13 protein-coding genes are annotated in these 13,215 nt (G+C 30.9%); 12 read left to right on the forward strand and 1 reads right to left on the reverse strand.

Annotated features, from left to right (window positions below; genetic code table 11):
* Positions 1-11: 11 nt before the first annotated feature.
* The 8 genes from dhaL to FDN13_RS13790 all read left to right on the forward strand — a co-directional run bounded on the left by dhaL (position 12) and on the right by FDN13_RS13790 (position 6,374).
* Complete coding sequence (dhaL, locus tag FDN13_RS13755; RefSeq protein ID WP_138980919.1) at positions 12-650, forward strand: dihydroxyacetone kinase subunit DhaL; 639 nt, start codon at positions 12-14, stop codon at positions 648-650.
* Positions 651-655: 5 nt separating this feature from the next.
* Positions 656-1,042: a dihydroxyacetone kinase phosphoryl donor subunit DhaM gene (gene dhaM / locus FDN13_RS13760; RefSeq protein ID WP_138980920.1), complete on the forward strand. Its 387-nt coding sequence runs from the start codon at positions 656-658 to the stop codon at positions 1,040-1,042.
* Between the two features lie 160 nt (positions 1,043-1,202).
* Complete coding sequence (locus tag FDN13_RS13765; RefSeq protein WP_138980921.1) at positions 1,203-1,505, forward strand: transposase; 303 nt, start codon at positions 1,203-1,205, stop codon at positions 1,503-1,505.
* Positions 1,506-1,564: 59 nt separating this feature from the next.
* The gene (locus FDN13_RS13770; protein ID WP_168190173.1) at positions 1,565-1,939 is read left to right on the forward strand and encodes an IS3 family transposase; all 375 of its coding nucleotides are present in this window, start codon (positions 1,565-1,567) and stop codon (positions 1,937-1,939) included.
* A 38-nt stretch (positions 1,940-1,977) separates the two neighbouring features.
* Positions 1,978-2,436, forward strand: coding sequence for an integrase core domain-containing protein (locus tag FDN13_RS13775; RefSeq protein WP_243120308.1), 459 nt, complete (start codon positions 1,978-1,980; stop codon positions 2,434-2,436).
* 448 nt (positions 2,437-2,884) lie between these two features.
* A complete protein-coding gene (locus tag FDN13_RS13780; protein WP_138980924.1) occupies positions 2,885-3,892 on the forward strand; it encodes an Rpn family recombination-promoting nuclease/putative transposase in 1,008 nt (335 codons plus the stop codon).
* Positions 3,893-4,212: 320 nt separating this feature from the next.
* A complete protein-coding gene (locus FDN13_RS13785) occupies positions 4,213-5,259 on the forward strand; it encodes an IS30 family transposase (protein ID WP_138978399.1) in 1,047 nt (348 codons plus the stop codon).
* 683 nt (positions 5,260-5,942) lie between these two features.
* Entirely contained in the window at positions 5,943-6,374 is a 432-nt protein-coding gene (locus FDN13_RS13790) for an SIR2 family NAD-dependent protein deacylase (protein WP_138980925.1), read from the forward strand.
* Between the two features lie 376 nt (positions 6,375-6,750).
* On the opposite strand, the gene FDN13_RS13795 is transcribed toward FDN13_RS13790, so the two are convergent.
* Entirely contained in the window at positions 6,751-7,890 is a 1,140-nt protein-coding gene (locus tag FDN13_RS13795; protein WP_138980926.1) for an alpha/beta hydrolase family protein, read from the reverse strand.
* A gap of 91 nt (positions 7,891-7,981) precedes the next feature.
* On the opposite strand from FDN13_RS13795, the gene FDN13_RS14270 reads away from it, so the two are divergent.
* From FDN13_RS14270 to FDN13_RS13810, 4 genes are all read left to right on the forward strand, one after another.
* Complete coding sequence (locus FDN13_RS14270) at positions 7,982-8,119, forward strand: hypothetical protein (protein ID WP_168190174.1); 138 nt, start codon at positions 7,982-7,984, stop codon at positions 8,117-8,119.
* A gap of 677 nt (positions 8,120-8,796) precedes the next feature.
* Complete coding sequence (locus FDN13_RS13800) at positions 8,797-9,606, forward strand: polysaccharide deacetylase family protein (protein WP_138980927.1); 810 nt, start codon at positions 8,797-8,799, stop codon at positions 9,604-9,606.
* 23 nt (positions 9,607-9,629) lie between these two features.
* Positions 9,630-11,318 (forward strand): polysaccharide deacetylase family protein, encoded by a 1,689-nt coding sequence (locus tag FDN13_RS13805; protein ID WP_138980928.1) that lies wholly within the window; start codon positions 9,630-9,632, stop codon positions 11,316-11,318.
* A 36-nt stretch (positions 11,319-11,354) separates the two neighbouring features.
* Positions 11,355-13,211: a glycosyltransferase gene (locus FDN13_RS13810; protein ID WP_138980929.1), complete on the forward strand. Its 1,857-nt coding sequence runs from the start codon at positions 11,355-11,357 to the stop codon at positions 13,209-13,211.
* Positions 13,212-13,215: the final 4 nt, after the last annotated feature.

Raw genomic sequence — 13,215 nt, forward strand, 5'->3', positions numbered from 1 at the left:
AGAATATGGCAATGGCTATAAATGGATTTCAAATAAAGGATATAATTTATAAAATTACTGACGTTATTGAAGAAAATAAGATGTACTTGACTGAATTAGATGCAACAATTGGAGATGGAGATCACGGGCTTAATATGAGTAAAGGTTTTCAAACAGTTAAGGAAAAAATAAAAGATGATGAATGCAAGAATATAGGTGATATGCTTAAAAAGGTGAGTATGGCATTAATATCAAATGTTGGTGGTGCATCAGGTCCATTATATGGAACTGCTTTTTTAAAAGCAAGTAGTGTTGTTATGAATAAAGCAGAAATAGAAGTTAAAGATTTTGCAAAAATGCTAGAAGAGGCAATAAATGGTATTAAAGCAAGAGGGAAGGCAACTATTGGCGAAAAAACTATGGTTGATACAATAGAACCAGCACTAAATGGATTAAAGGAAGCCATAGAAAATAATTTAACTCCTCTAGAGTGTTTAGAAAAAATGCATGATGCTGCATTGAGGGGAAAGGATTCAACGAAAGAAATGATAGCAACAAAGGGAAGAGCAAGTTATTTAGGAGAAAGAAGCAAAGGACATTTAGATGCAGGTGCAGTATCTAGTTATTTGATTTTAAAAACTATATATGAAGAAATAGCTAAAAGTAGGTGATAAACATGGTAGGAATAGTTGTTGTATCACATAGTGAAAAAATAGCTACAGGAGTTAAGGAACTTGCATCACAAATGGCTCCTAATGTTAAAATAGAGTGTGCTGGTGGAACATTTGATGGAAGAATAGGAACTGATTGTAACAAAATTATTGAGTCAATTGAGAAGGTATATTCTGATGATGGAGTATTAATTGTATATGACTTAGGTAGTGCTTTAATGAACTCAGAAATGGCTTTAGAGTTTTTAGATGGATATAATAAAGAAAAAATAAAAATAGCAATTTGTGCGTTAGTAGAAGGTACAGTAGCAGCCGCTGTAGAGGCAAGTTTAGGTAAAGAGTTGAATAAAATATTAAATAGTATTAGTAGTTTGAATATTAATAAGGGATAATAATGATAAATGGATGTGATTAGTTCACATCCATTTATCATTAGGGACAGCCGCCAATGCCATAAGTGTCACCATTAAGGATGAAAACTATTTAGCCACCTAAAGTATTTGGACAATGTATCTTAATATGATATGATATAATTGTCGATGGGGAATAATAATGACACAAAGAAAAAAGTATACTCAAGAATTTAAAGATTCAATAATCAAAGCAGCAATTGAAACAGGAAATATTGCTTTAGTAGCAAGACAAAATGGGCTATCTAAAGAGTTAGTTTACAAGTGGGTTAGACAAAATAGAGAATCAAATAGAGAGCCTAAAGCTAATATTAAAAAGTCAGTTGATAATTCTAACGTTAAGAGCCTTGAAGTAGAGAACGAAACTTTAAAAAAACTTCTTGGCGAAAAAGACCTTGAAATAGCTATACTTAAAGACTTACTAAAGAAAACAAGCCAACTATAGCAGATAAAGTTGAAATTGCAAATAAATGGATTGAGGCTGGTTATCCGAAAACAAAAGTATTGAGGATAATTGGGCTTAATCGTTCAACATATTATTATCATTTGTCGGGATTAAAAATTATTAAGAATAAATCAACCGGAAGGCCAAAAACTTGTTACTCTTTTACTTCATACGGAGAAAAAATATCAGATGAACAAATAAAGGAATATATTATCCAGATATTTGAAGAAGAAAGTATTTATTATGGATATCTAAAAATAACACATGCTCTTAGAAGAAATTTTAAAATTAATATTAACAAGAAGAAAGTCTACAGACTTTGTAAGGAATTAAATATATTAAAACCTCAAAGAGAAATCAAATCTAGACATCCAAGAAAAATTGCAAGAAATAGAACTGTTACAGCTTCAAACAGAAATGGCAAACTGATATAAAATATGGGTATATAAATGGAGAAGATAGATTTTTCTATATACTCAGCATTATCGATGTTGCTGATAGAAATATCATTTCACATCACATAGGGCTAAGCTGTACAAGCGAAGATGCAGCAAGAACTTTAAAAATTGCGTTATTGAAACGACAAATATACGAAGTTGAAAATAAACCAGCTATACGTTCAGACAATGGACCACAATTTATAAGTGAAACTTTCGAGAATGCTTGTAAACAGTTAAATATAGAACATGAGAGAATACCTTACAAAACCCCTAACATGAATGCTCATATTGAATCCTACCATAGAATTTTAGAGGAAGAATGCTTAAGCATAAACGAATTTTCAACCTTTGCTGAGGCCTATAAAACTGTCAATGAATTTATAAAGAAATACAACACAAAACGAATCCATTCATCAACGAAATACATGCCGCCAGCCGAGTATTTTGAATATCTTAAAATTACTGGAGAGAGTATAAATGTATATTTGTAGTAAAGTAAGGTCTGGCTTGCGACCCTTGACATTGAGGACATGCATGATAGCCTAAAAAATGGCTACACTATTGTTGGTGCTGCCGCTGGTGCTAGGAATCATGCATGTAGAGGCTCAATGTCAAGGGCAGACCGAATAAGTAGAAGTAAAATTTTGAATCTCTAAGATTACCCATGAAAACTTAAGATATTGTTCAAAATTAGGGGGTCAGTCCGTGAACAACATATTGATACGATATATAGAAGCATTGAGAAATCAGGGCTTTTTTGCTTTTTTGATAGTAGTCATATCACATATAACTTTTGAGTGCAATAAAGGAGATAAATTGTTGATTGGTATGTATATAAGTTGAAAAAAAGAATTAAATATAATAATATAAAATTAAAAAATAAGATAATTTATTACCAGTATTAAATTGATGTAATATAAAAAATTAGTAGGTGAAGATATGAAGATACAAAACCCGCATGATAAGTTTTTCAAAGAAACCTTTTCTGATATAGAGGTAGCAAAGGATTTTATAATAAACTATCTGCCACAGGAAATAGTAAAACTAATAGATTTAGAAACATTGGTACTACAGAAGGACAGTTTTATAAATGAAAAGCTGCAGGAAGTATATTCAGATATGCTATTTAAGGTAAATATAAATAAAAGGGAAGGATATATATATTTTCTATTTGAACATAAAAGCTATGTGAGTAAACAAACAGCCCTGCAGCTGTTAAGATATATGATAGAGATATGGGAGAAGAACATAAAGAAGGAGGGATTAGGGAAATTACCAATAATAATTCCCCTTGTAGTATATCATGGAAGTGAAAAATGGAACATAAGAAATGATTTAGGAGCAATAATAGAAGGATATGATGAGTTAACAGAAGAAATAAAAAGATATATACCAAACTTTGAATATCTACTATATGACATATCAAGATATAAAGATGAAGATATAAAGGGGCAAGTACAGCTAAGAATAATGTTATCAATATTAAGAGATATATTTTCAGATGATGTAAGTAAGATGAAAAAAACCATATTAAATGCAGCAAGGTATTTAGTTGAACTTGAAGATAAACAAACGGCATTACATTATTTTGAAACATATATGAGATATATTTTTAGTTCATATCAAGAAATAACAGAAAGTGATTTTCGGGAAATAACAAAGGATATAGAGAAAATATTTATAGAAGGGAGTGAGTATGCTATGACATTGGCAGAAATATTTAGAAGAGAAGGAAGACAAGAAGGAAGACAAGAAGGAAGGCAAGAGGGGGAAACAATAGCATTAGTAAAAACAGCAATAAAGTTATTAACCAAGAAATTTGGGATAATACCTAATGATTTAAAAATTAGACTACAAGAGTTAGATATAGCCACATTAGAAATTATAGTTGAAGATATATTAGATATGCAAAGCATAGATGAAATAAATAAGTATTTAAAGAAGTAATTTTAAATAATAAAGGCTCTTAGTCAATAGTTGGGGTAGGTATTTGATTAGAATGCCTGCTTAATTGATTTTTGAAAAAATTGAAGGGAAATAAACTTAAATGTAGAAATATTTTGTAGAGGTTAATGCTATTCTTACAAAAGGTTAGTGTATATATAAATAAGCATGAAGTATTCATAAATTGTATTTCTAATGGAACTTGTAAAATTTTATTTTCGATTCATTGTATAATTAAATGCAACAGGTAAAAAATATTTAAACCATAGTGAAAATCATGTATGATATAGGTGACAAATCCAAACATACAGGAGGTTTTCACTATGGTTCATAAAAATAATTATAACACACCTATACGTTCTTTTAAACATCTGAAATCTTATGAACGTGGAGAAATTTTTGCCTTGCTTAAAGAAGGTAAAAGTATTCGTTATATTGCTAAAAAATTAGGACGAAGTCCAAGTACTATAAGCCGTGAAATTAAACGTGGTACTGTATCACAATTAAAAAGTGATTTATCTTATTATTCAAGTTATTTCCCTGAAACTGGGCAAGCTGTCTATAAAAATCACCGCTCAAATTGCGGAGCAAAAATTAAATTGGCTAAAGTAGAAACCTTTATAAAATTTGCAGAAGAAAAAATCCGTAAAAATAATTGGTCTGTTGATACTGTCGTTGGTTATTGCAAAACTGATCCTTCTTGGAAAGATGAGTTCATTGTTTCAACTAAGACCTTATATAACTATATTGATAGAGGATTTTTATCTATACGTAATATAGATTTACCTTTAAAAACACATTTAAAACCTAAAAAGAAAAGAATTAGGGAGAACAAACGCCTTTTAGGTAAAAGTATTGATTTAAGGCCTGAACAAATTAATTCTCGTCAAGAATTTGGACATTGGGAAATAGATACTGTTATAGGTAAAAAATCAGGCGATAAAGCTCTTTTAACTTTAACAGAACGTAAATCCCGTTATGAAATAATAATGCTTTTAGATAATAAAGATGCTAAGTCTGTTGATGATTCTATAAAGAGACTTATGGAAGTATATAAGGATAATTTTAAAAAGATTTTCAAGAGTATTACGGCAGATAATGGAGTTGAATTTAGTAATTTACAATTCATTCTTAAAAAATATGATGTTGAGGTATATTATACCCATCCCTTTTCTTCTTTTGAAAGAGGAACTAACGAACGACATAATGGTCTTATACGTCGTTTTATCCCTAAGGGAAAGAGTATAAAGGATATATCTATTGATACCATTAAAAGAATTCAAAATTGGATGAATACACTCCCACGAAAATTACTAAATTACAAAACTCCTGAAAAATTTTTTTACGAGGAATTATTAAAAATAGCCTAAATCATATTATGAATATTGTAGATGCCACTTGTGGTATGTCAAGGGTAAAGCTACGCCTGCTACGCAGCCCTTGACATACCCCTGCGTGACATATAGATTGATAATTAAGATGGATTTAAGGCTATTTTGACTATTTTTAGTCCTTATACTACATGATTTTTCACAGAGTGTTGCATTTATTATTGCAATTTAAGAAAATTTTATTTTCTTATATTAATGACATTGAGACGAGAACTGGATAATGTTAACTAATAAAGACATTTTTACATTAAAGTTGACGGAAGAATTGCAGACGAAACACCTTTAAATCCAAATACTAAAAAAATTAAAAAGAGGGAAAGGGAAATGAAAATTAAACAATACAACAACTAATCAAAAGTTTGAAAGTGGTGATAACAGCAGAAATGAAGGAGAAGCTGGAGAAGTATTTTCTTCAGATTATGGAAGAGGAACCACAAATAGATATGAGGGGTCAGTATTGCTGGCAATCAATACGTTCGAATCAAGAGTGAAAGCGAGGGAGACGGAGGAGAAGTCTTTCAAGGAGATGCAAGACTGGGTAGACGCTTTCTTATAAGTTATGATTTTACTATGGAACTGCTAGATTGAGCCACGAGGATCTTTACGAAGGCTTTTATTTTGAGGGTAAAAAATAAAAAGCTAAAAATATAGGGGGTTTTTATATGAATCTTGTAGCCTTAACAGGTGCTGGAATATCAAAAGCAAGTGGGATTCCAACATTTAATGAAATGGGAAACTTAAGAGAAAAGCTGAGCAGATCATTTTTTGAAACTAACCCTGAAGAGTTTTATAAAATTTTAATTGAAATGAAAGAAAAAATAGAAAGAGCAGAGCCTAACCCTGCTCATATTGCACTTGCGAAATATAATGTACCAATTATTACAATGAACATTGATGGACTGCACAAAAGGGCTGGAAGTAAAGATGTAATTGAAATACATGGGAATTTGGAATATGTTGAATGCCCTAACTGCAATGAGTTATATGATTTTAATATAGTAAAAGAAACTATTTATTGTAAGGATTGTAATAGCTTGTTTCAACCCAATATTGTCCTTTATGGTGATATAATACCTTTGTTCTTTTGCCATTAAAGACATTTTAAAAGCCTCCTTCTTGATTATATTTCTAATTGTTGCCAAGAAGGAGTTTTTTAATTAATTTACACAAAATTATTTGCTGTCTCCTTTCTTATCAAGTAACCAGAAAAATTTGTTTTCTCAGATCTTGTAAATCGATTCAACAGCATGATATTTTTCTTTGTTTTAGATTTTGCTATCATATTTACGGTTTTTTGCGATATCGCCCACGAACATAATAACTCTCAAAAGGATATCCGGCAGCAGCATATTTTCTGCTGAAACCGCTTTCCAATATGAAGCAGACCGAATAACAGGCTTGAAATCATTACGAAAGGTAAATTACTTTTCTCGTGTGCGCCCATCTTTGCATCATACTCGGAAAGATTTTTCATAAATTGTTAATTTTCTTTATCCAGTTAAAAATTTCTTCAATAGCGAGATGATGATTTCCTATCTGACAATGCTGCTCTCCGCCTTCTGCTTCCGTAAACATCCTTGTAGATAAACTTTTTGCGTATTTTATCTTGCTTGTTAGTCTGTAAAATTGATCTTTAGGAATATAGTGGTCTTTTTCTCCTGCAAGCAGCAGCACATGGCAATTGAGTTTATCGCATACATCCTGAGAAAGGTTATGCTTTTGCAATTCCTTATAAAAATCATAAGGGGTATTTGTTCCGGTAATATACATACCTTGCATCATTGCCCAGTCTGCAAGCAAACTTCTCTTTCTTATGTATCCAAGCAGTCTGTTTATAATTTTTTCTTTGCCTTTTGCGAAGCAGTATCTTACAAGCGGCTTTAAAGTACCTGGGAATATGTTTGTCATACAGTCAAACCCGTTTTCAAGCACATCATATGCAACGACTGCCTTAATGCGTTTTTCAAAAGCTGCGGCTCTAAGTGCAAGATAACCACCCCACGATATGCCAATCATAGTGCATTCTTTTACACCGTAATAATCCAGTACACATGATGTAGGACGCTCCCAGTTTGCAATAAATTTAAGTCCGTTTTTCAACGTCTTACCTTGTCCATCGCCCTCAAATAGAATAATTGTATAGTTCTCTTGTACAAATTTTGTTAATGCCGGCACAAATTCTTCAATAAAGGAATCATAACCTCCACAAACCAGCAAGATTCCTTTTTCGTTTTTATTTCTAAAAATTATGCTGTGTATTTCCTTTCCCATGTATGGAATCTCGTGAATTTCATAGTCCAGCTTCATCTGCTGAAAAGAATTATAAAAATTTTTCACAGATTTTTCATACATGGTATCTTTCTGTGGATGATCTTCTTTTAGAAAAAATTCAGCCATCCTGTACGCATAAGCCGCACGCATGTATTCGTCTAAACCTTCATACTTTTCCCCAAGTGCAACCCAAAAATCAAACCACTGTTCAAAATTCTTTATCTTGCCCGCCTTTTCAACAATCTCTTTTTCATCCGCAGCTGCTTTTCCGTAAGTAAGCACGCGGTTTATCTGGAAATCAAATTGCTGAACTCCAGTTATATCTTTAATATAAGGCATTAAGTTTACCCTCCTTAACATGTCATCTTTATGCACTTTACGGTTTACATTATACTATGCTTATTGGTGCTTTTCAATTGATTAAGTTATTGTGCTGCGTTATTTAAAAATAGGTATTGAAACAAAGAGCTTTGCAATAATTTCAATAGAAAGAATACATAAAATTGGAGTTGTGAGAATCTCAGAGGAAAGCAATAGAAAAGAGCATTCAATTCAATTAAAGCTTTAGACAAATCATAATAATATATATGTATGAGAATAACAAAAGATAAAAACTGGATAGCCTGAGTGCTATCCATATTTTATTATTTAGTAAAAAAACGTGTTAAGTAAATAAGTGTATAAAAATATATGCTTTATATTTTTTACCATTAAAAAAACAATTTTGTTAGCATGTCATTCATCGCAGGTGCCTAAATCAACATTTTTAGTAACTCTATTAGCTATACTTAGAAAAATAGGAACAAATTTTTTGCACTAAGATGCAGAGTATATATATTATATTTTGCAACAAAAATATAATTTTCAAATTGCTTAGAGTTACAAGTATAATGATAATAGTACCCTTAATCATAGTCTAAATAAGTACTATACCAACAAATGGGATAGTGATGGAAACCGTATAATAAGTGAGAAGAATAAGTTTTTATAAGCAAAACAAATTTACTATAAAATGTTGATGATAGAAAAATATTGAAAAAGAAAGTAGAAATATAAATAATTTAATAGTAAAATATTAAATAATATGCTTATTTTTTAAAAAAGTCTTGTAAAATTAAAGTTAAAAAAATACTACAAAATAGGCATTTTTAATTAGAGAAATAGATAAGCAATTAATAAATAAAACCTTTTATATGATAAAATATAAAGATTATTTTTATTGAAATTTATATTGGTGGGAGAGAAATGAATATTATGTGGAAACAGAATAAAAATAAGGTTATTCTTATTGGAATAGTTATTATAGCAGCTATTATAGGAATAATATATTGGATAAATTTGGACAAACATCAAAAAAAAGCTTTTAATAAATTAGAAACAAAATATTACTCAGATACTGAAATTAAAGAGGCTCTTATGAAACTCAATGACAATAAAAAGGCTGAATTGATTAGAGATGTCAATATTAAGGATAAGAAATTAGCACTTACATTTGATGGTTTAGCAGATACCAAAACAATGAATAAAATATTAGAGATGCTTGACAAATATAAAATGAAAGCAACTTTTTTTGTATCAGGAATAGAAAGTGCTGAAGACGAAGAAACGATTATTTCTATTATAAAATCAGGCCAGGAAATAGGGAGTTATGGTCTTTCAGCCCAAAAACATATGGAAAAGATGTCTGAAGAGGATATTGTAAGAAACTTTGCTAAGGCAAATGCTATATTTAAAAATATAATAGGAAGAAAGCCGGATATTTTAAAATGTAATGTTACTCAATATACGGATTCAGTTTTAAAGTCTGCCTATGCTACTGGTATTAATAGTGTTGTAGAAAGTAAGCATTTTCTTAACTTTCAAAGTTTTACTTCTTATGAGATGGCAAAAGGATATGTGAAAAGATTAAAAAATGGAAGTATTATTTCTATAAAATTAATGGATGTATTGTATAAAGAAGAGTGTCAAGCAAAAGCAAAGGAAGAAAAACCTGCAATAGACAAGCAGGCTGGATTTATTAATGGAAATGAAAATGCAAAAAAGAAGCAAAAATAATTAAGGTTATAGAATGGCTTTTAATGGCAATTCATAATCAAGGTTATTCAACAGAATTTGTAAAAAATTTTTCGTATTATCAAGCATTAGAGAATAATAACGTTTACGAAGTATCAGTACAAAAAAACAATATTAATAGCAAAAATGATACTATTAAGAAAAAAGTTATAAGTAATGAAGTGCATCTTACGGATTATAAGCAGCTGAGAATAAAAAATAATGGTAAAAAGGCAAAAATCGTTAAAAATCTATATACAACCCAGCCAGCAGTTGGTTATGTTTTTAGGGGAATATCCAACAAGAAAGTGTTAGATAATGTCCTTGATATATTAGACCGATTAGATGCAAAGGCTACCTTTTTCGTTACTGGAAAGGAGATATTAAAATATCCGGAAAATGTAAGGGAAATTGTAAAACGTGGGCATCAAATCGGCAATGGTGGGTATGGCATGAATGTAACCAATCCAAGCCAACTAGATTTTAATGACCTCTGTTATGAAATTGAAATGGGAAGAAAGTGCCTAAAGGATTTTCTGGGAGATTCATATAAAGATGAAATTAATGGATACTATATGCCATTATATGCTGATGTAAACGAAACCGTATTAGAAGCAGCTTCAGCGTTAGGTTATAAAGAAGTTGTGATATATAATAAAAATCCAATAAAGAAAGAATATAGAGATTTATCAGCAGATGAAATTATCTCAGCTTATTTTTCAAATACGATTTCCTTGCATAGAGGAGATATAGTTTATATTCGTTTAGATTATCTGACAAAACTAGGTGCAACAGAGGAGTTGGTTGAAAAAATTGCAAACCTTTATATTAAGCCATCTAATTACGAAATAACATCTGTAAATAATCTAATAAAAAGCGATTTAGTTTATGAGCCTACCTCACGTTCAGATGCAATAGATGCTGATTTGGTAAAAAATACTCATAATCTTACAGATGAATATTTGATGAATATGATTTATGAACGCTATATAGGAAATCAAAGTATAGACTCTGCTGAAAGATTAATTGGCTTTACAGAAGAAGAAATACAAAAAATAGATAAAGCAGGTAAAATTGATACAAAAGGAGAAAAAGTAATATTCTTAACTTTTGATGATTGGGGCTCAGATGAAACAGTTGTGCGATTGCTTAATGTACTGGATAAATATGATGTAAAAGCTACATTTTTTGTTCGTGTGGGGAATGATAGTCTGACTGTGCAAGATGACATGGGGAACCCTAATCTTTTGCGTGCTATTGCTCTAAAGGGTCACGATATTGGAAGCCATACCTTTGCACATTTTAAGATTGACATAAAAACAGAAGAAGAACAAAAACAACTTAGGGAAGATATTGTGGCTGCTCACAGGGAAATGGCAAGGTATATAGGTGATACTGGTGCTTTAAAACTATTTTTCAGACCACCAACCTTAGCAGTTAGTAAACTTGGACTTGAGACTATATTTGATTGTGGATATCAATATATTATAAACGGTGATTTCAGCACCCATGACTATGAAGCAGAAAGCGCTCAGGAGCTGATTGATAAATTAATAAACGGAATTGGTAAAAGAAGTATCAGCGAAGGGAGCATTGTTGTTATGCATATGTCTGACACAAGCAAATTTACGGCAGAAGCTTTAGATGTAGTAATACCTTACTATAAATCAAAAGGATATAGTTTTAAAAAATTAAGTGATTATTTAAAATACTAAAATATTGAAAACAAGCACATTGAAAGGTGAAGTTAAATGAATTTTATTAGAAAAAAAAGAGTTGTAGAAGATGTTTTATTGCAACAGCGAACAGATAGAAGATTGCTTTCTAATGTCTTAGATAAGAAAAAAAGTCGTACTAATATTGACAGAAGAGGTAAAAAGCTTTCAAGAGATTTTCAAGGGAAAATAAAAGATATTATTGATAGTAAAAAAGAAGGTATACGATACCAAGTCTCATATAATGTTAAGGTAATCTGTTTTAATGAAAATGAGAAGAAGACATTTTATTGTAAAGCAGTAGACATCTCTGCAACGGGAATATTACTTAATCTTTTCCATAAAGAGAGGCTAGAGTATATAAGCAATGCTTCTAAGGTAATACTAAAATTTAAAATATTACCTGGAACTATGCCTGAAGGCTACGAAATGAAGGTTAAGATAGAGGCACAGGTTGTACGTTCCCAAATAAAATCTGAAAATGAGGTTTTTTGTGGACTACAATTTAAAGAAACCTTAACACAGTATGTAAATAATAAAAAAGATCGATTTGTTCTTTTAATATCCAGCATATTGTTATTTTTGATTACAGCATTTATAGTACTTATGCGTGCAGAAAGTGTTGTGTATTTCCGTTTTAATAAATATTTATATCTTTATAGCATTATAGCAGCAACCTTTTTGCTTAGCAGGTATTTGTTTGGTGCAATGTATAAAGCAGTTCCTGTGGATATGGATTATACACCTGGTGTCAGTATTATTATTCCGTGCTTTAATGAAGAAAAATGGATACAAAAAACCATTTTAAGCTGTATAAATCAGGATTATCCATTGGATAAGCTGGAAGTTATCATTGTTGATGACTGCTCTACTGATGGTTCTGTAGCAAAAATTAAAGAAATCGTGGAAAAACTTTATCAAGAAGATGAGTACTATGATACAAAAAACAGAGTTCGCTACTTTGTGCAAGAACAAAACAAAGGGAAAAGAGAAGCCTTAATAAAAGGTGCTTTGGTGGCTAAACATGATTTGCTAGTTTTTGTTGATTCTGATAGTTTTTTAGATTCTTTTGCAATAAGGAATTTAGTTCAACCATTTAAGGATCCTAAAATGGGTGGTGTTACTGGAAGAACAGATGTAGCAAACACATTTACTAATGGATTGACAAAGATGCAATCTGTACGTTATTATATAGCTTTTCGTATTATGAAAGCTGCAGAAGCTTATTTTGATGCCGTTACATGCCTTTCTGGTCCTTTGTCCTGCTATAGAAAGAAGATTGTCTTAGAACATAAGGATGAATGGCTGAATCAGAGATTTTTAGGCTGTCCTGCAACTTTTGGTGATGATAGAAGTATGACAAATTTTGTTTTAAGAAATCATAGGACAAGCTATCAGGATACTGCTGTTTGTTCAACAATTGTACCTAATGATTACGGTGTATTTTTAAAACAACAGATGCGTTGGAAGCGTTCATGGCTGAGAGAATCAATAATAGCATCAAAATTTATGTGGAAAAAAGAGCCTTTTATGGCATTGTTTTTTTACATGGGACTTTTGGTGCCTATAGCAGCACCGATTGTTGTATTATATAATTTGATTTATGTTCCGTTGGTGTACAAAATATTTCCTACAACCTTTCTTGTTGGCATATTGATGATGTCTTTTTTAATGAGCGCTGCACAAATGTTTTTGAGGAAAAGCTCCACTTGGATATTTGGCATGTTGTTTTGCTTTTATTATGAAGTTGTTTTATTGTGGCAAATGCCTATTGCTTGGGTAACTTTTTGGAAATCTACATGGGGTACGCGACCGACTCCACAGGATATTATAGAGCAGGAGAAAAAGAATAAAAGAAAGCAAAAGAAAATGAAGAAAGTGGAGGAAAATTAAAAAA

It is taken from the genome of Caloramator sp. E03 (genome assembly GCF_006016075.1).
Classification (GTDB): Bacteria; Bacillota; Clostridia; order Clostridiales; family Caloramatoraceae; genus Caloramator_B.